General features: G+C 72.1%; 19 protein-coding genes. 9 read left to right on the top strand and 10 right to left on the bottom strand.

Annotated features, from left to right (window positions below):
* Position 1 precedes the first annotated feature (1 nt).
* The 5 genes from scpA to ABGB01_RS04570 form a co-directional block, all read right to left on the bottom strand.
* Positions 2-2,161 (bottom strand): methylmalonyl-CoA mutase, encoded by a 2,160-nt coding sequence (gene scpA, locus ABGB01_RS04550; protein WP_347770596.1) that lies wholly within the window; start codon positions 2,159-2,161, stop codon positions 2-4.
* The gene (locus tag ABGB01_RS04555) at positions 2,158-3,996 is read right to left on the bottom strand and encodes a methylmalonyl-CoA mutase subunit beta (RefSeq protein ID WP_347770598.1); all 1,839 of its coding nucleotides are present in this window, start codon (positions 3,994-3,996) and stop codon (positions 2,158-2,160) included. The genes scpA and ABGB01_RS04555 overlap by 4 nt, the downstream gene beginning before the upstream one ends.
* A gap of 60 nt (positions 3,997-4,056) precedes the next feature.
* Positions 4,057-5,901 carry a peptidoglycan-binding protein gene (locus ABGB01_RS04560; RefSeq protein WP_347770600.1) on the bottom strand — a complete coding sequence of 615 codons (1,845 nt, stop codon included), beginning with the start codon at positions 5,899-5,901 and terminating at the stop codon, positions 4,057-4,059.
* A gap of 82 nt (positions 5,902-5,983) precedes the next feature.
* Complete coding sequence (gene mtnA / locus ABGB01_RS04565; protein ID WP_347770602.1) at positions 5,984-6,922, bottom strand: S-methyl-5-thioribose-1-phosphate isomerase; 939 nt, start codon at positions 6,920-6,922, stop codon at positions 5,984-5,986.
* Positions 6,923-6,963: 41 nt separating this feature from the next.
* The gene (locus tag ABGB01_RS04570) at positions 6,964-8,829 is read right to left on the bottom strand and encodes a TrkA C-terminal domain-containing protein (RefSeq protein WP_347770604.1); all 1,866 of its coding nucleotides are present in this window, start codon (positions 8,827-8,829) and stop codon (positions 6,964-6,966) included.
* A 204-nt stretch (positions 8,830-9,033) separates the two neighbouring features.
* Here ABGB01_RS04570 and ABGB01_RS04575 point away from each other — a divergent pair, with 204 nt between their 5' ends.
* The 5 genes from ABGB01_RS04575 (at position 9,034) to ABGB01_RS04595 (ending at position 14,984) form a co-directional block, all read left to right on the top strand.
* Positions 9,034-9,234 (top strand): hypothetical protein, encoded by a 201-nt coding sequence (locus tag ABGB01_RS04575; protein ID WP_347770606.1) that lies wholly within the window; start codon positions 9,034-9,036, stop codon positions 9,232-9,234.
* Between the two features lie 59 nt (positions 9,235-9,293).
* Positions 9,294-10,403, top strand: coding sequence for a DUF5925 domain-containing protein (locus tag ABGB01_RS04580; protein WP_347770608.1), 1,110 nt, complete (start codon positions 9,294-9,296; stop codon positions 10,401-10,403).
* A gap of 108 nt (positions 10,404-10,511) precedes the next feature.
* Entirely contained in the window at positions 10,512-11,864 is a 1,353-nt protein-coding gene (locus ABGB01_RS04585; RefSeq protein WP_347770610.1) for a C39 family peptidase, read from the top strand.
* A 4-nt stretch (positions 11,865-11,868) separates the two neighbouring features.
* Positions 11,869-13,725: a prolyl oligopeptidase family serine peptidase gene (locus tag ABGB01_RS04590; protein WP_347770612.1), complete on the top strand. Its 1,857-nt coding sequence runs from the start codon at positions 11,869-11,871 to the stop codon at positions 13,723-13,725.
* The gene (locus ABGB01_RS04595) at positions 13,722-14,984 is read left to right on the top strand and encodes a M20/M25/M40 family metallo-hydrolase (RefSeq protein WP_347770614.1); all 1,263 of its coding nucleotides are present in this window, start codon (positions 13,722-13,724) and stop codon (positions 14,982-14,984) included. The genes ABGB01_RS04590 and ABGB01_RS04595 overlap by 4 nt, the downstream gene beginning before the upstream one ends.
* Before the next feature lie 56 nt (positions 14,985-15,040).
* Here the strand turns inward: ABGB01_RS04595 and ABGB01_RS04600 are convergent, their stop codons facing one another.
* The 3 genes from ABGB01_RS04600 to ABGB01_RS04610 all read right to left on the bottom strand — a co-directional run bounded on the left by ABGB01_RS04600 (position 15,041) and on the right by ABGB01_RS04610 (position 16,985).
* On the bottom strand, positions 15,041-15,784 hold the full coding sequence (locus tag ABGB01_RS04600) for a DUF427 domain-containing protein (protein ID WP_347770616.1): 744 nt from the start codon (positions 15,782-15,784) through the stop codon (positions 15,041-15,043).
* A 51-nt stretch (positions 15,785-15,835) separates the two neighbouring features.
* Positions 15,836-16,423, bottom strand: a complete 588-nt coding sequence (locus tag ABGB01_RS04605; RefSeq protein ID WP_347770618.1) for a hypothetical protein — start codon at positions 16,421-16,423, stop codon at positions 15,836-15,838.
* A 94-nt stretch (positions 16,424-16,517) separates the two neighbouring features.
* Positions 16,518-16,985, bottom strand: coding sequence for an adenylyltransferase/cytidyltransferase family protein (locus ABGB01_RS04610; RefSeq protein WP_347621364.1), 468 nt, complete (start codon positions 16,983-16,985; stop codon positions 16,518-16,520).
* A gap of 180 nt (positions 16,986-17,165) precedes the next feature.
* Here ABGB01_RS04610 and ABGB01_RS04615 point away from each other — a divergent pair, with 180 nt between their 5' ends.
* Entirely contained in the window at positions 17,166-17,627 is a 462-nt protein-coding gene (locus tag ABGB01_RS04615) for an ATP-binding protein (RefSeq protein ID WP_347770620.1), read from the top strand.
* Here ABGB01_RS04615 and ABGB01_RS04620 read toward each other — a convergent pair.
* Complete coding sequence (locus ABGB01_RS04620; RefSeq protein ID WP_347770622.1) at positions 17,624-17,938, bottom strand: hypothetical protein; 315 nt, start codon at positions 17,936-17,938, stop codon at positions 17,624-17,626. The genes ABGB01_RS04615 and ABGB01_RS04620 overlap by 4 nt on opposite strands.
* 4 nt (positions 17,939-17,942) lie before the next feature.
* Positions 17,943-18,932, bottom strand: a complete 990-nt coding sequence (locus ABGB01_RS04625; RefSeq protein ID WP_347770624.1) for a LuxR C-terminal-related transcriptional regulator — start codon at positions 18,930-18,932, stop codon at positions 17,943-17,945.
* A 76-nt stretch (positions 18,933-19,008) separates the two neighbouring features.
* On the opposite strand from ABGB01_RS04625, the gene thrS reads away from it, so the two are divergent.
* The 3 genes from thrS to ABGB01_RS04640 all read left to right on the top strand — a co-directional run bounded on the left by thrS (position 19,009) and on the right by ABGB01_RS04640 (position 23,469).
* Positions 19,009-20,316 (top strand): threonine--tRNA ligase, encoded by a 1,308-nt coding sequence (gene thrS / locus ABGB01_RS04630; RefSeq protein ID WP_347771236.1) that lies wholly within the window; start codon positions 19,009-19,011, stop codon positions 20,314-20,316.
* Positions 20,317-20,404: 88 nt separating this feature from the next.
* Positions 20,405-22,525 (top strand): TRAP transporter fused permease subunit, encoded by a 2,121-nt coding sequence (locus ABGB01_RS04635; protein ID WP_347770626.1) that lies wholly within the window; start codon positions 20,405-20,407, stop codon positions 22,523-22,525.
* Positions 22,522-23,469 (top strand): TAXI family TRAP transporter solute-binding subunit, encoded by a 948-nt coding sequence (locus ABGB01_RS04640; RefSeq protein WP_347770628.1) that lies wholly within the window; start codon positions 22,522-22,524, stop codon positions 23,467-23,469. The genes ABGB01_RS04635 and ABGB01_RS04640 overlap by 4 nt, the downstream gene beginning before the upstream one ends.
* Positions 23,470-23,490: the final 21 nt, after the last annotated feature.

A 23,490-nucleotide genomic window follows, 5' to 3' on the forward strand; every position in this document is an offset into this window, starting at 1 on the left:
CCTATGGGCGCCTCCTCAGCTGGTCGATGAGGTCGAGGGCGGCGTCGGCGATCACGGTGCCCGGCGGGAAGATCGCGGCGGCGCCGGCGGCCCGCAGCGCGTCGTGGTCGTCAGGCGGGATGACGCCGCCGACCACGATCATGGTCTCGCCGGCGTCGTGGTCGGCCAGCGCCTTGCGCAGCGCGGGCACGAGCGTGAGGTGGCCGGCGGCCAGCGACGACACGCCCACGATGTGCACGTCGGCCTCGACCGCCTGCCTGGCGACCTCTTCCGGCGTCTGGAACAGCGGGCCGACGTCGACGTCGAAGCCCAGGTCGGCGAAGGCCGTGGCGATGACCTTCTGGCCGCGGTCGTGACCGTCCTGGCCCATCTTGGCGACCAGGATGCGCGGGCGGCGCCCTTCGGCGCGCTCGAAGTCGGCGCAGGCCTGGCGGACGCGTTCGATGGCGGCGGAGGGGCCTGACTCGTCGCGGTACACCCCTGAGATGGTACGAACCTGCTCGGCGTGCCTGCCGAAGACCCGCTCCAGCGCGTCGGAGATCTCGCCCACCGTGGCCTTGGCGCGGGCGGCGTCGACGGCCAGCTTGAGCAGGTTGTGCTCCAGGCCGTGTTTCGGGCCGGGCGCCGGGTTGTCGGCGGCCTTGGTGAGCGCGTCGAGCGCGTGCTGGACGTCGGGCTCGTGGCGCTCGGCACGGAGCCTGGCGAGCTTGTCGAGTTGCTGGGCGCGTACGGCACTGTTGTCGACCTTGAGCACCTCGATGTCCTCGTCACCGGTCGCGCGGTACTTGTTCACGCCGATGACGGGCTGGCGGCCCGAGTCGATGCGGGCCTGGGTGCGGGCGGCGGCCTCCTCGATGCGCAGCTTGGGCAGGCCCGCCTCGATGGCCCTGGCCATGCCGCCGGCGGCCTCGACCTCCTGGATGTGCTCCCATGCGCGTTCCGCGAGGTCGTGGGTGAGGCGTTCGACGTAGTAGGAGCCGCCCCAGGGGTCGATCACCTGCGTGGTGCCCGACTCCTGCTGGAGGAGGAGCTGGGTGTTGCGGGCGATGCGGGCGGAGAAGTCGGTGGGCAGGGCGAGTGCCTCGTCCAGGGCGTTGGTGTGGAGCGACTGGGTGTGGCCCTGGGTGGCGGCCATGGCCTCGACGCAGGTGCGGGCGACGTTGTTGAACACGTCCTGCGCGGTCAGGGACCAGCCGGAGGTCTGGCTGTGCGTACGGAGGCTCAGCGATTTCGGATTTTTCGCGTTGAATTTGGAAACGAGCTTGGCCCACAACAACCGGGCGGCCCTCAGCTTGGCGACCTCCATGAAGAAGTTCATGCCGATGCACCAGAAGAACGACAACCGCGGCGCGAACCGGTCGATGTCCATGCCCGCGGCGACCCCGGCCCGCAGGTATTCGACGCCGTCGGCCAGCGTGTAGGCCAGCTCGAGGTCACACGTGGCGCCGGCCTCCTGGATGTGGTAGCCGGAAATGCTGATCGAATTGAATTTCGGCATCTTCTCGCTCGTATACGCGAAAATATCCGAAATAATTCGCATCGACGGCGCCGGGGGATAAATGTAAGTGTTGCGGACCATGAACTCTTTGAGGATGTCGTTCTGGATCGTCCCCGCGAGCTGCTCCGGCGCGACGCCCTGCTCCTCGGCCGCCACGATGTACAGCGCGAGAACGGGCAGCACGGCGCCGTTCATGGTCATGGACACGGACATGCGGTCGAGCGGGATCCCGTCGAACAACTGCCGCATGTCGTAGATGGAGTCGATCGCCACGCCCGCCATGCCCACGTCCCCGGCGACGCGGGGGTGGTCGGAGTCGTAGCCGCGGTGCGTGGCCAGGTCGAACGCGACCGACAGGCCCTTCTGCCCGGCGGCGAGGTTACGCCGGTAGAAGGCGTTGGAGTCCTCGGCCGTGGAGAAGCCCGCGTACTGGCGGATCGTCCACGGCTGGTTGACGTACATCGTGGGGTACGGCCCGCGCAGGTAGGGGGCCGCGCCGGGATAGGTGCGCAGGAAGTCGAGACCGTCGAGGTCGCCGGCGGTGTAGAGCGGCTTGACCTCGATGCCCTCGGGCGTCTCCCACACCTCGCCCGCGGGCTCGGGGGCGTTCGTCCCCGGCTTGGGCCCGCCGTTGAGGGGGATGCCGGAGAAGTCCGGGATCATCGGGTCACCTCCAGGTCGTCGAAGGTCGTGCGGAGCACGGCCAGCGCGTCACAGCCCGCGTGGAGGGCGGCGTCCACGCCGTCGTAGTCTCCCTTCCCCGCCAGCCACACCTTCTTCGCCCCCGCCCTGCGCAGGGCGGTGGCGACGGCCGCGGCGTGCTGGGCGTACAGCTTGTCGCTGGAGCACAGGCAGGCGACCGCCGTGCCGCTGACGGCGAAGGCGGTGGCGATCTGCTCGGGATCGGTGCCCGGGCCCGCGGTCTCGGTCTCCAGCCCGCCCGCCTGGAACAGGTTCGCCGCGAACGCGGCCCTGGCGGTGTGGGCGGCCACGGGGCCGATGGTGGCGAGGAACACCTTGGGGCGCTCGGCCTGAGCGTCGGCCAGATCGCGCAACTCCTCGAACGGCTCGGCGTAGCGCACCCGCGGCAGACCCGCGCTCCCGCCGGCCTCCGCCGGCTCCGGTGAGCGGTCCGCCCGCGACGCGCCTGGAGGGCCTGACCCTTCCGGCGGCGCGTCCCTCCGGATGTCTTCAGGTGTCCCCTGCGGGGGTGTGCCGGAGGCCGGGGCAGGGCGGAGGGGTTTCTCGTGGAGGTCGGGGTATTCGCTCACGCCCGTGATCGGGTGGCGCCGGTGGGCGATGTCGTCGGCGCGGCGGGCACGGGTGGCGGCGATCCGGTCGGACACCAGCCCGGCCCCCGCCTCGATCCCCCCAGAGGCCTCGATCTCCTGGAACCAGCCCCACGCCCGCTCGGCCAGGTCGGCGGTGCGGCGTTCGACGTACCAGGAACCGCCGGCGGGGTCGATCACCCGCCCCGCACCCGACTCCTCCAGCAGCAGCGCCTGCGTGTTGCGGGCGATGCGGCGGGAGAAGGCGTCCGGCAGACGGAGGCGGGCGTCGAAGGGGCGCACCGTGACCGCCTCGGCTCCGCCCACGCCGGCGGCGAAGCAGGCGAGCGTGGTGCGCAGCATGTTGACCCAGGGGTCGCGGGCGGTCATCATGGCCGCGCTCGTCACGGCGTGCTGCGCCTGGCCCCCGTGCTCGGGGGCGCCGCAGACCTCGGCGACCCTGGCCCAGAGCCGGCGCGCCGCGCGCAGCTTGGCGATGGTGGCGAACTGGTCGGCGGTGGCGGCGTACCGGAACTCGATCTGCCCCAGCGCCTGCTCGACGGAGAGCCCGCCGCCGGTGAGCGCCCGCAGCTCCGCGACGCCCCGCGCCATCGAGCAGCCGAGCTCCTCGGCGTCGCTCGCGCCGGCGTCGTGGTAGGGGGTCGCGTCGACGACGACGGCCCGCAACCCGGGGAAGCCGGCGACGCAGCGACGCGCCAGCTCGGCCCCGAGCGCGCCGGAGGCCCCCAGGTTGCCGCTCAGCGTGGTGCCGCGGGCGGCGGCCAGGCCGAGCAGCGCCTCGGCGGCCTCCGCGGCGAGCTCGCCGGCCTCCAGGACGACGGGCGCCAGGTCGAGATAGACGTCCTTCAGCACCGTGCCGAGCTCGCCCACCGGGATGGCGCCCGGCCCGACGACCAGCCACAACGAGGTGACGCCGCTCTCCAGGTCGGCCAGCACGGCCTCGGGGTCGGCCACGGTGTGACGCTGCCGCACGTCCCACCCGGGCACGGCCCTGGCCCCGCGGACGTAAGGGGCCGCGCCTGGCAGCCCCGGATCCTCGGGCAGGTCGCCGGCGTCGTAGAGCGGCGCGACCGTCACCCCGTCGTAGGTCAGGGTCGACAGCGCCTCCTCGGGAGAGTCGGCCTCGATCCCGGATTTGCGCAGGACCGCCACCGCCAGCGCCCGCCAGTCGTCGCGCGACACGGGCGCGAACCCCGCTGCCAGTTCCATGTTCGGATAGTAGGCGGAAGGCCGCGAACCCAGTAACCCAGGGTCCACCCCTACACGAGATCAGCTGGTCGGGGCCTCCCACGCCAGCCGCCAGGTGACCGGGCCCACGATCCCGTCGTCGTCGATCTCCTGCACGCGCTGGAACCTGCGGCACACGTCGCGCGACTCGGGACCGTACGCGCCGTCCACGTCGAGGTCCCAGCCGCGCTTGCGCATCTGCGCCTGCCACGTCCGCACGTCCTCTCCGCGCGTCACCGGAGGGTACCTCAGCAGCCGCCCGGGGAACGGCGGCCTCGAGGGCGCCGGCGGCGCGGGCGTGCCGGGACGCGGGGCGCCACGCCTGACCCAGGCGTACAGCGGGTCGCCGGGGCAGTCGGTGGCGTAGCCGTCGCGGTGCCCCTTGATCTCCTTGCCCGCGCGCCCGCGTGCGCGCAGGTGCTCGATCGCGTCGACGATCGCGTGCATGACGCCGTCGGGCGGCTGCACCAGCCCCGCGTTGCCCACCAGCCCGAGCACGGCGTAGTGGCCGGAGTTGAGCCCGGGGCCGTTGGCGGCGGGCAGATGATGCGGCCCGCGCCCCTCGAACACCTTCCGGTGCGGGCAGGCGATCATGGTGTTGCCGGTGAAGTAGACGGTCCCGTCCCTGCGCGCCAGCCAGCTCTGGTTCTCGGTCCTGGGACACCAGATCGGGCCGTGGTACGTCTCCTTCCTGATGGTGAAGCCGGCGTCGCCGCGTTCTTCGGCCGGTCGCGGCACGACGTGCCGCCGTCCGTCGACGGAGGTCATCCACCCGTCCGTCTCCGTGTCACCGACCGGCGGCACGCGGCGCAGAGACGCTCCCGACCCGGACAACAGCACGGCGACCATGAAGGCCTCAGCCGCCGCCCGGTCCTCCCGCACGAGCCCCCCGGGCCCGGCCTCGCCCGCCGCCAGAGAGGTCTCCACGAACAGGGCGAGCTGCGCCCTCGACAGGGAGAGCAGGAAGTCGAGCGCGGGCACCCGGCCTGGCGCCACCTCGAGCAGCCGCCGGCCCGCCCCGGCCGGGAGGCGGAACGCGACGCGATCGCCCGTGACCGTCTCCCGCCATCGGGGACCGCCACCGCCCTGCCGGCGGAGCCGATCGGCGGGAGGGCCGAAGGCCCCGTGGAGCGCGGCACGGATGCGTACGAGATGCGCCTCGTCCTCCGGCGACCGGTGGATCGCGACGCCGCCCTGGGCCAGGGCGCCCTCGACGACCCCCGCCGTCCAGAACCATGCGGCCAGCTCCACGAAGGCGTCCGACCATTTCGGCTCGGCCGGCAGGTCGGCGCAGGGAGCCGCGATCGCGATGCGGTCGTCGTGGCGGATGGCCTCGGTGGTCACCCACGCGCGCTCACGACGGGTGACCGTCCGGCCCGCCCTCCCGGCGGGAAGCCACTTCGTGCCGGGCCCCCTCCACCGTACGGGGCCGGGGCCGCGGCGGCGGCGCTCCACCGGCCAGCGGTGATGGGGCGTGGTCAGCGAGGAGTGGCCGGCGCCTTCCATCCGGATCATCTCCCGCTCCCGCGCGGGGAACACGCACACCTCGAGCACGGGCTGCCACTCCGACATGCCCGTGCCGTGGTCGAGCGTGAGCGCGATGTCGCCGGGGCGCAGCTCACGGTGGGACCTCCACCCCTGCCGGGTGAGGATCTCGGTCTTCTCGTCGACGCAGTAGCCGATGTCGATCCAGCCGTTGCCGTTCATGTGGTGACCCTGGATGGAACGTACCAAGGCCGTGCAGGCGTCGTGGTCGGTGACGATGCCGGGGTCGACCCTGCCGCCCGTGTAGTGGACCTTCACACCTTTGGCGGAGTCGAGCTGCGTGTAGTCGCCGCGCGGCGGGCGAGCGTTCCAGTCGCGCCTTGATACCAGGTCGATGGCCACAGGTGAGCTCCGGGGGTCGCTGTCGGTGACGACCGAGCGTAACGCGGGTGGCGCGGACCGGTCCTGGAGATGGGGGATTTGGTCAGGGGCGGATCACTCGCTGCTCCGTCACGATCGCGGTGATGAGGTCGTGCGGCGTCACGTCGAACGCCGGGTTGATCGCGCGCGTGCCCTCCGGAGCCACGCGCACCCCTCTGATGGCCACGATCTCGTCCTCGCCCCGGTCCTCGATCGCGATCTGCTCGCCGGACGGGGTGTTCTGGTCGATCGTCGACTCGGGCGCGACCACCACGAACGGCACCCCGGCGCGTTCGGCGCCGAGCGCGAGCGCGTACGAGCCGATCTTGTTGGCGGTGTCGCCGTTGGCGGCGATGCGGTCGGCGCCGATGAGCACGGCGTCCACCTCGCCCTTGGCCAGCAGGTAGGGGCCCGCGGAGTCGGCGACGAGCCGGTGCGGCGCGCCCATCCTGGCCAGCTCCCACGTGGTGAGCCGGGCGCCCTGCAGCAGCGGGCGGGTCTCCAGCGCCAGCACCTCGGCCAGCCGCCCGCGCTCGTGCAGCGTCTGGACGACGCCGAGCGCGGTGCCGCGTTCGACGGCGGCGAGCCCGCCGGTGTTGCAGACGGTCATGATCCGCAGCCGGTCGCCGTCGAGGAGGTCGGCGCCGCGCTCCCCCATGGACCTGCAGGCGGCGATGTCGGCGTCGCGGACGCGCAGCGCGGCGGCGAGCACCGCGTCGCGGCCCTCCGGCAGGTGCGCGGCGACCTGGTCGACGCCCCAGGCGAGGTTGACCGCGGTCGGCCTGGCGGCGCGGAGCCTGGCGATCCGGCCCGGGTCGCCGTCGGCCAGCACGACGCCCAGCGCCCCGGCCACGCCGAGCGCGGGGGCGCCGCGCACGGCCAGCCGCCGGATGGCGTCGACGAGGTCGTCCACGGTGTGGATGCGCAGCATCACGCACTTGTCGGGCAGCAGCGTCTGGTCCACGAGCTCGACCGCGCCGTCCACCCAGTCAATGGTCCTCACGGGGCACACGGTAACCCACCGCAACCCAACGGGGCGCGGGGTCAGCGTTCGGCGAGCACGATCACCGAGTCCGCCCCCTCCAGGACGATGGGCTCGGACTTGTCCGGGTTGAGGACGATGCCGTAGTGCGGCGGATCGTTCCTCGCCGTGTTCTTGCGGTAGCCGATGGCCGTCTCGCCCCTGCGCCTGGCGGACTCCACGACCGTGGAGAACGACACCTTCACCCCCGTCTTCACGTAGGAGACGGCGGGGCGCGGGTAGATCTCCGATCCGCGCGAGTCGAACAGGTAGCCGAACACGTCGGCCAGGTGCCGGTTCTCGGCGAGCTGGGCGAGGAGCAGGCCGATGACGGTGTCGCTGATGACGATGTCGTCGGCTTCGGTGACCTCGGCCAGGGAGCGGTTGTTCTCGTCGTGCATCTCGCTGACGATCGAGTAGTGCTCGCCGAGCGCGCGCTGCATGTCGCGGAGCTGGAGCAGCGTCATGAGCGTGCGCGTGTCGGAGTGGTGCGGCTCGAAACGGTCGTCGCTGAGCACGATGACGTGCTGGAAGAGGCCGACGCCGAGCGATTCGAGGGCGAAGCGGTCGGTGGTGTCGCAGTCCTTGACGTTGACGGTGAGGTTGGCCAGACCGGCCAGGCCGGTGCCGGCCTTGGGGTGGTCGGCGGCGATCTCCAGGACGGCGCCGGGGGCGACGTAGCCGTCGAGGTAGCGGACGATCTGCTCGGCCCTGCCGTTCCAGTTGAGCAGCAGCATGCGCTCCGGCTCGGCGGGCGTGCGCTGCGTCCCGACGATGGCGCCCTCCTCGACGTACGGCATGCCGGCCGCCAGGCGGACGTGGGAGTCGTCGTGGGCGATGACGATGACCTGGTCGTCGGCGTCGATGACGGTGTCGCCCGGCGGGTTCAGCACGACGCCGGACGGCCGGCGCAGCCCGATCACGGAGGCGGTCTGGTACGCGTGCAGCGCCTCGCCGTACGTGACGCCGACGAGCTTCTTCGGGGTGCGCAGGTAGATCTCGCCGCCGTCGAAGTTGAGCAGGTCCATGCACACCACGGACATCCCGGACTGGCGCGAGGACTGCACGATGAGCCGGGACGCGGTGTCGTCGGAGTCGACCAGGAGCACCTCCTGGCCGCCGGCCAGGCGGGCGGCGGCGATGTTGCGGCTGGAGGTCAGCGCCGCGACGGCCGGCGGGTGCACGCCCTCGCGCTTGGCCAGCGCGAGCAGGATCTTGATGACGTGGGCGTCGGGATCCTCGCGCTCGGGCGAGAGCACGACGACCGAGCGGGCCGCCGCCAGGTTCATCAGGTCGAGGTCGTGCGGCTCGGTGGGCCGCCCGGTGCGGCAGACGACGCGCGTCTTGCCCAGGTTGCCGGCCTGCTCACGGATCTGGTCCTCCATCTCCAGTTTGTCACGTTCCGCCAGGATGGCGATCACCGAGCTGCGCTGGCTCGCCTGCGCCTTGGACAGCTCGGCCACGATCGTGAAGATCTGGTCGGACCAGCCGAGCACCACCGTGTGGCCGGACTCGACGATCCGCGAGCGGCCCTTGCGCAGGCGGTCGACCTTCTGCTTCAACCCGTTGGAGAGCAGGCCGACGAGCATGCTGACGATGAAGATGCCGCCGAGCGAGCCGGCGAACATCACCGTCATGTACGCCGTCGAACCCTCATCGCTGGAGATCTTGCCAGGGCTGAGCGCGTGCATGAGCGCGATCCAGAGCACGTGTCCGGGCCCGGTCACGCCCTCCGGCTCGTTGGGCGCGAGCCAGAGCGTCAGCACCGTGACCACGACGAGGAGCGCGACCGACACCATGGCCAGCCAGCCGATCAGCGAAGCCGTCCCCCTGGACATGGTGTTGTCGAACCAGTACCGCGCCCTTTCGCGGAACGTGATCTTCGACACTTCCCCTGATACCTCCGCGTAAGGAGTGAAATAACGCAACGGTCTAAAATACCGCTGGATCTTGGCGTCCGCATGGCGATGGGATCTTTGTCGCGTGCGTGACGACGGTAACGTATCGCCCATGGTGACTCCCCCTGACACCAGACGACCCGGCGTCACTGGGCGATTACCGCCTGGACGGGAGGCTCGGCGAAGGCGGGCAGGGTGCGCGAGCACTGCAGGGGCACCATCACCCTGACCGAGGTGGAGGAGACCCGGCCGACCTTCGCCCTGGGCCGGAACGAGGGCGGTTGCGTCCCCGGCACCATCGTGCTGACGTTGGAGGGCGACTCGCTCACCTATACCCGGCGCGACGCACCTGGCCTCGATCTCATGTCGCAGACGGGTACCCTCAACAAGGAATGACCACTTCTCCTTTCGGAAACCCTTCGACATCCGACGACCCTGCGGAGATCATTACCGATATGTCTGTGATCAGGGAGGTGCCGTTCCCCAGCCCCGACGCCGCAGGGCTGCCGATGAACATCACCATCGACGACGCCGACTCCGCCATCGACCTCATCGACGCCCTGGCGCTGTCGCCGTTCGCGACGGGCGCGCAGCCCTGGTCCCGGCTGGCCAACCTGGAGCGCGTACGCCCTGAGGCCACGCTCAGCCCCGCCGAGGGCCGCGTGCTGCGCACGGCGCGGGTCGAGGACGGCCCGGAGTCGCGGCTCATCGGCGGCGACGGCTGGACCCTGCGCGTCGTGCGCCACCGCGACCGCACCGCCACGGTCAGCGTGACGGCGGTGAGCGAGGAGCTGGCCAAGTCGGTGCTCCACGAGACGATCGACGGCGCGGAAGAGGCCATGCCGGACGTCGACCACGTCGAGATGGGCTTCTGGTGGCGCGGCACGCACGGCGGCACCCGCTCGGAGCGGCCGATCACGGCGCAGCCGTGGTACGAGATCAGCGCCAACTACTCCGGCAAGATACGCGCGTCCCTCGGCAAGCTGATGTCCGTCACGCCCTCCGACGTGAACGGCCGGCTCATCCTCCTGCACGGCCGGCCGGGCACCGGCAAGACCACGCTGCTGCGCACGCTGGCCAAGCAGTGGCACGACTGGTGCCAGGTCGACTGCGTGCTCGACCCCGAGCGGCTGTTCAACGAGCCGGGCTACCTGATGGAGGTGGCGGTCGGCTACGACACCGACGATGACGCCCAGCGCTGGCGGCTGCTCGTCCTGGAGGACTGCGACGAGCTGATCAGCGCCGGCGCCAAGGCCCAGGCGGGTCAGGGTCTGTCGCGCCTGCTCAACCTGACGGACGGCCTGCTCGGCCAGGGCCGCGACGTGCTGGTGGCGATCACCACGAACGAGGACCTCGCCCGCCTCCACCCTGCCGTCGTACGCCCGGGCCGCTGCCTGGCGCAGCTCGAGGTCGGGCCGCTGAGCAGGGACGAAGCGATCGCGTGGCTCGGCACGCCGCAGGGCGTGGGCCCTTCGGGGGCGACGCTCGCGGAGCTGTACGCGCTCCGCGCCGGCCGCGAGCTCCCCCACTCCTCCGGCAACGACTCCACGGGCCTCTACCTCTGACCGCCGCGCACCCGCTCAGGACAGGCGGGTGCGCGGCGTCCCCGGCTCCGGGACGGTTCCGCCCGTCGTGGAGAGCCGGGCCGGTACGTAAACCATCCGATGTGCGACATGGAGTGCGAAACCACAATATGGGTGGTGCTCACCGTCGACCTGTCCCCCGTGGCCTTCACCCGCTTCACGATGCCCGACACGGGGCCCGACACGGGACCCGGCACGGGACCCGACACGGGGCCCGACACGGGACCCGGCACGGGACCCGACACGGGGCCCGGCACGGGACCCGACACGGGACCCGACACGGGACCCGACGCGGGGCCGCGCATCTGGATCGGTGAGGAGCACCCGATCGGTTTCGCCGCCACGCAGCTCGTGCCCTCGTGGACCGCTCGCACCCCGCCGGGCACGTGGATCGAGATCGCGCTGCGCGCCACGACGGCGTCCGGCACCCGCACCAAGTGGTACATCATGGGCCGCTGGTCCGAGCACGGCGATCCGCGCACCTCGGTGCCCGGCCAGGGCGACGGGGACGGCGACGTGGCGGTGGACACGTTCGTCGCCAGGCGTCCCGTCGTGGCCTGCCAGCTGCGCGTCACCCGGCACGGCGCGGGCGCCCGCGTCACCGGCCTGGGCGTGATGGCCTCGGCCCCGCCCCAGCACCCGCTCCCCCCGGCCACCGCCGCCGGGCCGGGCGCTGACACCGGCGCGGTCGATGCCGCCGGGCCGGACGCGGACACCGGGCCGGGCGCGCCGGGGACCGGCGGCGGCGTGGGGACCGGCGGCGGAGCGGGAAGCTTCAGCGGGGTGGAAGCCCGCGGCGGGGTGGGGGCCGTCGAGCTGGCGGTGCCCCGGCACTCGCAGTACGCGCACGCCGGGCACCACCCGCGCTGGGACGGCGGCGGCGCCAACTGGTGCAGCCCCGCCTCGGTGGCCATGGTGCTCGGCTTCTGGGGCCGCGGCCCCGGCCCCGGCGAGCTGGCCTGGGTCGGGGCGGACGACCCCGCGCCGACGGTGGACCACGCGGCCATGGGCGTGTACGACGAGAGCTACCAGGGCACCGGCAACTGGCCGTTCAACGTCGCGTACGCGGGGCGGTACGGGCTGGCCGGCTTCGTGACGCGGCTGCGGTCTGCGGCGGAGCTGGAGCGGTTCGTACGGGCCGGGATCCCCGTGATCACGTCCCAGTCGTTCAAGGCGCACGAGCTGCCCGGCTCCGGCTACTCCACGAACGGGCACATCATGGTCGTGAGGGGTTTCACCGCCGGCGGCGACGTCGTCGTGAACGACCCCGCCGCGCCGGCCGAGGCCGAGGTCCGCCGGGTCTATCCGCGGGCCGCGTTCGAGCGCGTGTGGCTCAGGAGCCCAGGCAGTGGCGGCGGCACCGGCGACGGCAGCGGCGGCATCGTGTACATCCTCCACCCACCAGAGCATCCCCTTCCTCCCTGTATGAATGGTAATTGGTGAATTAATGAGTATTCGTCCGATCGACGTTGCCCGTACCGACGGCGGCCCTCAGTGGGTGGAGGCGGTGGCCACGCCCTCAGGCACCGAGGTCTGGTGGGACGAGCCCCGCCCGCATGAGGGCGGCAGGCGCTGCGTGGTGCGTCGCCTGCCGGACGGCTCCCGCGTGGACGTCCTGCCGCCCGGCTGGAACGCGCGCAACCGGGTGGTCGAGTACGGAGGCCGCTCCTGGCGCCCGCTGCCCGGCGGCGGGCTCGTCTTCACCAACTGGGCCGACCAGCGCCTTTACCGCCTCGACGCGGGTGGGGACCCGGTGGCGATCACTCCCGTGGGTACGTACCGTTACGCGGACCTGTACCTGCCCCCGGGACGTGAGGAGGTGTGGGCGGTCAGGGAGACGGACAACGTGCGGGATCTGGCGGCGGTGCCGCTGGACGGCGGCCGGACCAGCGTCATCGTCAAAGCCCATCATTTTCTGATGAATCCTCGGATTTCACCCAACGGCCGCCAGGTCTCATGGATCGGCTGGGACCACCCCAACATGCCCTGGGACGGCACCGAGCTCTGCGTGGCCGAACTGCGCGCGGACGGCACGGCCGGCCCCCACCGGGTGGTGGCGGGCGGCCCGCGCGAATCGGTCGCCCAGGCCGAGTGGCGCGACGACACCGCCCTGTACGCGGTCACCGACCCCACCGGCTGGTGGAACGTGCACCTCGTGCCCGCCGGCGGCGGGCCGGGCCGCAACCTCACGCCGATGGAGCTGGAGTTCGGCGGCGCGGCGTGGAAGCCGGGCATGACCTACCTGACGCTCGCGGACGACGGCGACCTGGTCGTCGTGTACGGCACCGCCGACCGCCGCCGCCTGGGCGTGCTGGATCCGGAGACGGGCGACCTGCGCGAGATCGGCGGCGCGGCCACCCACTGGTCCTCGACCGTGTCGGTGGCGGGCGGCAAGGTCGCGGCGGTGCGCGCGACGCCGTACACGCCGCTGGAGGTGGCGCTGGTCGGCCTCGACGGCGCGTACGAGATCGTGTCGGCGCCCAAGCCGCTGCCGGACGGGGACCTGCTGCCCACGCCGGAGGCGATGACGATCGAGGGCGTGCACGCGCACCTCTACCCGCCGTCGGGGGCCACCGGCCCGAGCCCGTACGTGATCTTCGTGCACGGCGGGCCGACCGGGCACCTGCCGATCGTGCTCGACCTGGAGATCGCCTACTTCACCAGCAGGGGCATCGGCGTGGCCGTGGTGAACTACGGCGGCTCGACCGGCTACGGCCGGGCCTACCGGGAGCGGCTGCGTCACCAGTGGGGCGTGGTCGACGTGCAGGACTGCGCCAAGGTGGCCCGTGGCCTGGTGGAGCTGGGCCGGGCCGACGCGTCGCGGATCGCCGTCCGTGGCGGCAGCGCCGGGGGCTGGACCACGGTGGCGGCGCTCGTCCACAGCGACGTGTTCGCGGGCGGGGTCGCGCACTACGCGATCACCGACCCGGAGAGCTGGGCCACGGAGACGCACGACTTCGAGTCCCGCTATCTGGACGGCCTGGTGGGGCCGCTGCCCGAGACGCGGCAGCGCTACACCGAGCGTTCGCCGCTGCTGAACGCCGCCCGCGCGTCGGGCCCGTGCCTGATGTTGCACGGCCTGGAGGACGCGATCGTGGACGTCGGGCAGGCGGAGCGGTTCACCGCCGAGCTGGACCGGCACGGCAAGGCGTGGGCCCTGCTGACGTTCCCTGGCGAGCAGCACGGCTGGCGCAGGGAAGAGACCATTGTCGCGGTGCTGGAGGCCGAGCTGGCCTTCTACGGGCTGATCTTCGACCTGGAGACGCCCGAGGTGCCGCCGTTGACGCTTAAGGGGAGAGCATGAAGAGCGTTGCCGAGATCTGCTCGGATCTGATCAGGTTCGACACCACCAATCCGGGCTCGGGCGAGCGGCCCGCCGCCGAGTACGTCGCCACGCTGCTGGCCGACGCCGGGCTCGAGCCCGTGGTGTTCGAGTCGGCGCCGAAGCGGACCACCGTCGTGGCCAGGATCGACGGCGACTCCCCCGACGCGCTGCTCATCCACGGCCACCTCGACGTCGTGCCCGCCGACCCGGCCGAGTGGCGGATGCACCCGTTCTCCGGGGAGATCGTGGACGACTGCGTGTACGGCCGGGGCGCGGTCGACATGAAGGGCTCGTGCGCGATGACCCTCGCGACCGTGCTCGACCTGGCCGCGCGGGGAGTGCGCCCGAAGCGCGATCTGGTCCTGGCCTTCCTCGCCGACGAGGAGGCGACCGGCGACTTCGGCTCGCGGCACGCCGTCACCGAGCACCGCGAGCTGTTCGACGGCGTCACGGAGGCGATCAGCGAGTCGGGCGGCTTCAGCGTGGCCTCCGGCGAGCACCGGGTCTACCCGATCGCGGTGGGCGAGCGCGGCACCGCCTGGATGCGGCTCACCGCGCGCGGCGTGGCCGGCCACGGCTCCAAGCCCGCCGTGGACAACCCGGTCGCGACGATGGCGCACGCCCTGTCGCGGGTGGCCTCCCACCAGTGGCCGGTACGCCTGACGCCGCCGGTCGCGGCGCTCATCGAGCACCTGTCGGAGATCACCGGCCAGCGCATCGACCTCGACCGCCTGGACGAGGAGGCGGCCCGGCTGGGGCCGCTGGGCAGCCTGTTCAAGGGCCAGATCCGCAACTCCGCGAACCCGACGATGCTGGACGCCGGCTACAAGGTCAACGTGGTGCCCTCGACCGCCGGGGCGCACGTGGACGGGCGCTACCTGCCGGGGCTGCGCGAGGAGTTCCTGGAGACGATCGACGCCCTGCTCGGCCCGAAGATCACCCGCGAGTTCGTCAACCTGGAGGACGCTCCCGCCGCGCCGTACCCGTCGGCGTTCTTCGACGAGCTGGCGGGCTCGCTCGTGGCCGAGGACCCGCTCGCGCGGCCGGTGCCGTACGTGATGTCCGGCGGCACGGACGCGAAGTCGTTCGCGCGGATCGGCATCAAGGGGTACGGCTTCGCGCCGCTGATGCTCCGGCCCGACCTCGACTATTTCGGGATGTTCCACGGCAAGGACGAGCGGGTGCCGGTGGAGGGGCTGAAGTTCGGCACCCGGGTGCTCGCCCGCCTGATCGCCTGAGCCGCCCGGCGCCGCCTCCCGAGCTCAGGCGGCGCCGTGCTCGCCGCGCGGTCACTTCAGCCGAACTTGGTCTTGGGACGCTCCTGCAACTCCCCGTCGAGGTAGATGTCGAGCTTCTCGTCGTAGAAGGCGATCAGCCCGGCGACCCGCTCGCTCTCGGGCAGCGGTGTCCGGTAGGACCAGGCGAGGTCCTCCTTGCCGTTGACCGACCAGTATTCGGCCGTGCCTTTGTACGGGCAGTGCGTGATCGTGGCGGTGGATTCCAGCAGGTCAAGCCGGACGTCCGGCTTCGGCAGGTAGTAGCGGGCCGGCAGCCCCGTCTCGAAGAGGATGTGCGGGCTGCGGGAGTCGGCCACGGTCACCCCGTCCACCTCGACGCGCACGTGCCGCGAGCTCGGCAGGATGTCCACCCGGGTGTACGGGTCGCGCGGGTGGAAGAAGACCTCCTCGTCCTCCTCGAACCAGGCGTCCATGGCGTCCCACTCGAAGCGCACGTGGCCGCGGATCTCCTCCAGCGGAGAGTCCTGGTAGACCAGCGCCGCGCCGGGGGCCTCCTTGGCGCCCGCGGTGACCGTGTGCACCAGGCCGTCGCCCCTGCTCGGCGAGTGCTGGGCCGTTCCGGCCGGCTTGAGCGCCGACTCGTCGACGTCCGCCAGCGGGAAGTAGTAGGCCGGATAGTAGGGGACCTCCCACACCAGCAGGGCGGAGGCGGTGTCGGCCACCACCCGGCCGCCGAGGTAGGTCCGCACCCGTTTGGCCGTGCGCTCGACGCGTACCCGGCCGCGTTTCGTGGCATCCATGCTCGCGGCAACCGCCGCGCGCACCCCGCTATTCCGCGATCGTCCCGGTGATCAGCTCAGGCCGAACGCGGCCAGCGTGGCCCACGTCACCAGCGCCCCCACCGCCGTGCCCGCCACCACCTGCGGCCAGGTGTGGTGCGTCAGGCGCACCCTGGCCCAGCACACCAGCGCCACGACGGCGGCGCCGGCGACCGCGGCCGGCCAGGAGGGCAGCACGTGCGCGAGCACCACCACCGTGCCCGCGCAGACGGCGGCGTGGAAGGAGATCTTCCAGCGCAGCGTGATCGGCACGGTCACCGCCAGCGCGGCCAGCATCGCGGTCACGGTGGCGACGAGCAGCCTCGGCGCGCCCATGAGGACCAGCAGAGCCAGCGCCGCCAGCACCGCCGCCACCGCGGCCAGCAGCGGGCGCGTGCGGCGGGCGCGGTCGACGATGTGGTGCGAGTCGAGCCGCCCCGAGCGCACGCCGACCGCGATCACCGCCGCCGGCACTCCCCCGCAGAACGCCGAGGCGACCAGGCCCCACGCCGCCCCGCTCCAGCCCTGCGCGAGCAGGCCCACGAGTGGCGGCATGACGATGACCAGCACCTGCGGTGCCAGCAGGTTGGTCACCTGTCTCGCCACGAGGTCACCCGTCATGACAGCCAAGATTACGCGATCATGGCGCGCGGCCCCGGCGACATGCCCGCCGGCCGGCCCGCGCGCCATGCCCGGCCGGGCGCCAGGGGCGGGGTCAGCCCTTTCCCGCCGCGTTCACGATGCGGGTGGTCGAGCGGCCCGGGATGGCGTCCATCTCCCAGCACTCCGCGCCCAGGATCGCCGCGGCGGCGGCCCGCGCGCCCGCGTGCGGGTCGCCGGCCGTGTGTGCGAGCGCGCCCGGCCGCATCGGAGCGAGCAGGTCGATGTAGTCCTCAGGCCCGTGCGCCTCGGGCGGCCCCGTCACGATGAACACCCCGGTCACGAAGCGGAGCGCGGCCAGCACCTCGGCGCGTTCGGCCGCCGGGTTGAGCGGCCTGCTGGGGCCCTTCCACGCCCGCACCCGCGGATCGTCCTCGACGCCGACGACCAGTGGCAGCCCGCGCTCGGCCACCGCTCCCAGATAGCGCACATGGCCCACGTGCAGGATGTCGAAGACGCCGGTCACGACCGCCGCACCCGGCCGGTCGTACGGCCGCACCCAGACGGCATCCAGGCTGTTCACGCCACCTCCTCGCACGCTGCGCTCCCCCGGGGTCTGGACGACTCGTCGATCGCAGCGTACTCGGTCGCCGCCGGAGGTAGCGCAGGCGACCTTGGGAAAGCCCATTCCTACCTTTTCGCGATAATCTCCAGCACCCCTCTGGCGCGTCTCATGAAGTCACCGGATTTGGGGGAGGCCGCCGTGGCACCGCCGGACTCGCACCGCGTCGATGGGACCGAGGAGAGCGATCCGCCCGCCGGCCACGATCTCGTGGCCCGGCTGCCGGGAAGCCCCTCCCAGGTCTCCAGGGCCAGGAGCCTCGTGACGGACGCGCTCGGCCGCGATCATCCCCTCCACGACGACGTCGTGCTGCTGACCAGCGAGCTGGCCACGAACGCCGTGCTGCACAGCCGGTCCGGCGCCGGGGGGTCGTTCACGGTGACCGTGACACGCTCGGACACGCTGGTGCGGGTGTTCGTGGCGGACGCCGGGTCGGAGGGGCCTCCCTGCGTGTGCCGTACGAGTGCGCAGGCGACCAGCGGCCGGGGCCTGCCGTTGATCGAGGCGCTCAGCCACCGCTGGGGTTTCACCCGCGAGGCCGGTTCGACGACCGTCTGGTTCGAGCTGCTCCAGGCTCGCGTGGCCGCGGGGCTGGCCGTCTAGTCCTTTGGAACGGTCCCTCGGCTTCCCGGGGCGCCGGGGCGGTAGTGCCAGACGAATTCCAGCCAGGGCGGAGCCACCGTCATGAAGTGCTCCCAGCTCCCCGGTTCGGCGTCGCGGGCGTCACCGTGGACCTCGGAGAGCAGCCTCAGCACGACGCCCTCCCGGGTCAGGCTGTTGACGATCCGGCTCAGCGTCTGCGTGTATTCCCTGGGTTCGCGGACGATGCGGCCCGCCGGCGTGCGGTCGTAGACCCGGTCCTGGTCGGGACAGGACGTCATGGCCTCGTCCGCGTAGGGCTGGGCGATCGCCACTCCTTTACTTCCCGGACGCACCTCGCACGTCGAGGCGGCACAGGCCCTCGGCGAGGGCCTTGGTGGTCAGGCGGGTGCGGCTGTCGCAGCCCAGCTTGGCGAAAATGTGCTCCAGGTGGGTGGTGACCGTGCGGACGCTGAGCACGAGCGCGGCGGCGATCTGCGGGTTGGAGTCGCCCGCGGCCACCCTGGTGAGCACGTCCACCTCCCGGCCCGTGAGGTCGTAGGGCAGCGGGCACGGGCGCTCGGCGGCGACGGCGCCCTGCAGCGCGCCCTGGAACCCGACGCCCGCCCTGAGCAGCCGCAGCTCGTGCCATCCGCCGGCGCCGTCGAGCCAGAGCCCGTGCCTGCTCAGCTCGCGCGAGTCGATGAACGCGCGGGCGAAGGCGGCCATCGCCGGGTCGTCCCGCAGCGCGGGCGAGATCTCGCGCCCCGGCACCTCCCGCCGGGCGCCGAGCCGGTCGAAGGCGACCGCGCGGAAGTCGGCCGGCAGCCCCACCGGGTCGATCACGCACCGGGTCAGGTCGGTGACGTGGGCCAGCATGGGGCTCACGGCGGCCACGAGCGCTTTCGTACGGCGCGGGAAGTCGCCACGGGAGACCAGGTGCAGCAGCCCGGTGTAGCGGCCGCCGCCGAGGAACAGCGGCGCGGTCAGCCCGGCCCGCCACCCGTAGGGGGCCAGATGGCGCCGGAAATAGCGCTCGGTGCCCGGCTCGGGCATGCCGACCGGCGCTCTGGTGGCCAGCGCCCTGCGGTAGGCCTCCAGCCCGGCGTACTCCTCCGCCGCGTCGCGGTCGATGCGCGGGTGCCCGTCGGACACGACGCTCTGGTGCCGCCCGGTGGCGGGGTCGAACGCGACGAACTCGTAGGCGTCGAGCGGGACCACGCGGCGCAGCGCCGCCATCGCGGCGCACGCGCCGCCACCACCCGCGACCTGGTAGCCGACCTCGGCGAACACCTGCAACTGGCGAACGTCCAGGGTGATCTCGGCCACGGGCTCTTTATATCATTTGCCATTCCTTGGGATTCTCGTGAAGGTTTTCTTCACGGAGATCCCCGAGACGCGCCGGATGTTATGGTCGTCCCATGCAGCGCGCTCTCGTCACGACGACGCCGGACCTCGTCCCGGCGCGCTGATTCCATGCTTCCCGGGCGAACGCCCGGGAACGCGGTCGTTCGCCCTTTCCACGCAAAGGACGATCATGAACGACCACCGCAAACTCGGCCGCGAGCTGGGCATCTTCGACACCGACCCGCTGATCGGCTCCGGCCTGCCCTGCTGGCTGCCGGCGGGCGCGGCCGTGCGCAAGGCCATCGAGGACTACGTCCACGAGCTCGAACGTCGCAACGGCTACCAGCACGTCAACTCTCCCGTGCTCGGCAAGCGCGAGCTGTACGAACGATCGGGGCACTGGGCGCACTACGCCGACGACATGTTCCCGCCCATGAACGTGGGCGGCGAGGAGTTCGTGCTGCGGCCCAGCCTGTGCCCGCACCACGCGCTCATCTACCGCTCGCGCGGGCGCAGCCGCCGGGACCTGCCCCTGCGCCTGGCGGAGCTGGGCGGGATGTACCGCTCGGAGCTGTCCGGCGTGCTCGGCGGGCTGACCAGGGTGCGCGCCATCCAGCTCAACGACGGCCACGTCTTCTGTGCTCCCGAGCAGGCCGCCGCCGAGGTGTCGGCCTCGCTCGACCTGATCGAGGCCGCGCACGCCCAGCTCGGCATCCGGGCCGCCCGCTATCGGCTGTCGCTGCGGGGCGAGGGCGACAAGTTCGTCGACGACCCCGCCATGTGGGCGCGGGCGGAGGCGGTGTTGCGCGAGGTGCTGAAGGAGCGCGGGCGCGGCTACGACGAGGAACGGGGCGAGGGCGCCTTCTACGGACCGAAGATCGACATTCAGATCACCGACCCGGCCGGCCGCGAGACCACCCTGTCCACCGTCCAGGTCGACTATTTCCAGCCGCAGCGCTTCGACCTGAGCTACGCCGGCGGGGAGCGGCCCGTCATGGTGCACCGCAGCGTCGTGGGCGGGATCGAGCGCCTGGTCGCGCACCTCATCGAGATACACGGCGGGGCGTTCCCCTCCTGGCTGGCGCCCGTTCAGGCCGTGGTGCTGCCGCTGTCCGACGCGGAGTTGCCCGCCGCCGAGTCGGTGCTGCGGAGCTGCCTGGCCGCTGGGCTGCGGGCGGAGCTGGCGCCCGCGGGCCGGGGCAGTCTCGGGGCCAGGATCCGGGCGCACCGGCTGGTGCCGTACCAGCTGGTCGTGGGGCCGCGCGAGGCGGCGGACGGCGGGATCGCGGTGCGGCGGCGGGACGGCAGCCAGGCCGGTGACGTGCCCGTCGAGCGGCTGGCGGCCGATTCGCGCCCCTTGTACTGATAGCGGAAACCAAATAGGTAACGGCCTCTTCCCAGATCAAGTAAGCGGCTCGTAAAGTCCCTGCAACGCGCCCTGTCGGGAGGACGACTTGACCGAGCTGAGCGACCGTGAGGCCGACCTGGTTTCCGCGCACGAACAGGAACGCCCGGCGCGGCAGCTCGGCGGGGCCCTTCGGCTCGGCGTGTGGATCCTCGGCGGGCTGCTGTCGGTCTATGCGCTGGTGGTGGTGTTCCGGCCGGTCGAGGCGTTGCAGCACCGGATGACGTTCCTGGCCGTGGCGCTGCCGCTGGTGTTCGTCTGCTACCGCTCGGGCCTGTCGGGGTTTCTGCGGCGGAAGGCGTGGCTGCTGCGGCTGGAGTGGCGGACGCGGCGCCGCCGGGCCGATGACCGCCTGACCGCGATCGGCGGCACCTCCGCCGAAGAGGCGCGCGCCGGCGACGCGCCGCCCGAGGCCGGGACCGGCGGGCTCCCGCCCGAGGCCCCCGGCGTGCGCCCGTCCGAGGCCAAGGCCGGGGCGCTGCGGTCCGAGCGGCCGAGCGTCATGGACTGGCTGCTGGCCGCGGCCTCGCTGGCCGTGCTGGTCTATCCGCTGGCCGCCATCGACGACTTCCGCAACCGGGGCTCGGGCGCGGCGCTGACGGACCTCGACATCGTGGCCGGGCTGGCACTGACGGTGTTGCTGCTGGAGGCGGTACGCCGGACCGTCGGCATGGCGTTGAGCATCATCAGCGTCATTTTCCTGATTTATGCCTATTACGGGGCCTATCTGCCGATCGATTGGACCATCGGTCACCGGGGTTTCGACCTCAGCCAGATCGTCTCGCAGCTCTACACCGGCACCGAAGGCTTCTTCGGCGTCCCGATGCAGGTGGCGGCGAGTTACATCATCCTGTTCACCATCTACGGCGCCGTGCTGGACTATTCGGGCGCGAGCCGGTTCTTCATCGACCTGAGCTTCGCCGCCTTCCGCAGATCCCGCTCCGCCCCCGGCCGCACCGTCGCCACCGCGGGCTTCCTGCTCGGCACCGTGTCGGGCTCGGGCGTGGCGACCACGGTCAGCCTCGGCAGCGTCGCCTGGCCGGTGCTCAGGCGGGCCGGCTACCCGAGGGAACCGGCCGGCGGCATCCTGGCCGCGAGCGGCATCGGCGCCATCCTGTCGCCGCCCACGCTCGGCGCGGCGGCGTTCATCATCGCCGAATACCTCCGGGTCGGCTACCTCGAGGTGCTGCTGTACGCGACGATCCCGACCCTTCTCTACTACCTGGGCATCTTCCTGGCCATCGAGATCGACTCGCGCCGCTTCGGCACCCACGCCGTGCCGGTCGACGCGCCCGGAGCGGGCCGGCTGCTGCTGCGCTTCGGCTACCACTTCAGCTCGCTGATCCTCATCATCGTGCTGATGGCGCTCGACCGGTCGGCGTTCCAGGCGGTGGTGATCGCCACGGCGGTCGCGTTCGCGCTGTCGTTCCTCGACCCGCACCACCGGATGGGCCCCAAACGCGTCGGGCAGGCGCTGGCCAAGGGCGCGCTCGAGGTGCTGCCCGTGACGGCCGTGTGCGCGGCGGCGGGCATCATCGTGGGCGTCATCACCCAGACCGGCCTGGGCCTCAACCTCAGCGCGATCATCGTGGACTTCGCGGCGGGCCACCTGCTCCTGACGACGCTCATGTCCGCCGTCGCGGTCATGCTGCTGGGCCTGGCCGTGCCGGTGACCGCGAGCTTCATCATCGCGGCGGTCATCATCGGGCCGGCGCTCACCGCGCTAGGGGTGTCGCAGGCCGAGGCGTACATGTTCGTCTTCTACTACGCGGTGTTGTCGGAGGTGAGCCCGCCCACCGCGCTGTCGGCGGTCGCGGCGGCCGCGATCACCGGCGGCAACACGTACCGCACGATGATGATGGCCTGGCGTTACACGCTGCCGGCCTTCCTGGTGCCGTTCGCCTTCGTGCTCACGCCCAACGGGCAGGCGCTGCTCGGGCAGGGGCCGATCGGCACCGTGCTGCTGATGGCCGCCGTGTCGGCCGTCGCCGTGGCTGCTCTGGCCATGGCGACGGGCGGCCTGTCCGGCTGGTTCGAGCGGGTGCTGGCGTCCGTGGCCGCGGTGCTGCTGCTGTTCCTCGAGCCCGTCCCCATCGTCGCCGGTCTGGCCGTGCTGGCCGTGGCCGCCGCCGTGCATCTGGTCAGAAGAAGGAGAAGGGACCCAGCGTGAAGCGGATTCTTGCGATAGTCGCAGCGACCGTCCTGACCGTGGCGGGCTGCGGCGGGGGTGCGGGCGGCGGCTCGGGCAACCGGCTGTCGATCGCCACGGGCGGCACGACGGGCGTCTACTACGTCTACGGCGGCGGCCTGGCCAAGCAGCTGTCCTCCAACATCGCCAACACCCAGGCCACCGCGTCCGTCACCTCCGCGTCGGTCGAGAACATCAAGCTCCTCGCCAGCGGCAAGGCCGACATCGGCTTCTCCCAGGCCGACACCGCGGCCGACGCGGTCAACGCCAAGGACACCTTCACCGCGAAACAGCCCATCAAGGCCATCGCCCGCATCTACGACAACTACGCCCACGTCGTGGCCGCCCCCGGCGTCGAGGCGGCCAAGGTCGCCGACCTGAAGGGCAAGCGCGTCTCGCTCGGGCCCGCCAACTCCGGCACCCAGGTCGTGGCCAGGCGCATCCTGGAGGCGGCCGGCATCAACCCCGACAGCGACATCACCAAGCAGCAGTTGTCCATCAACGAGTCGGTGCAGGCGGCCAAGGACGGCACCATCGACGCGTTCTTCTGGGTCGGCGGCCTGCCCACGGCCGGCATCACCGACCTGGCGACGAGCAAGCCCGACATGAAGCTGCTCGACACCAGCGACGTCCTGGAGAAGATGCGCGCCACCTACGGCGAGCAGTACGTCCCGCTCGACGTGGACCTGTCCGTCTACAAGCTGTCCGGCGCCGTCAAGACCGTCGGCATCGCGAACCTGCTGCTGGTGCCCGACTCGATGGACGAGCAGCTCGCGTACGACATCACCAAGACCCTGTTCGCCAAGAAGGCCGAGCTGACGGCCGTGCACCCCGAGGCGGAGAAGCTCGACGTCAAGCTGGGCCAGCAGGTGGCGCCGGTCGAGCTGCACCCGGGCGCCGCCCGCTACTACAAGGAACAGGCCTGACCCGGCTGCTCCTGACGCTCG

Source organism: Nonomuraea sp. B5E05 (assembly GCF_039880665.1).
Classification (GTDB): domain Bacteria; phylum Actinomycetota; class Actinomycetes; order Streptosporangiales; family Streptosporangiaceae; genus Nonomuraea.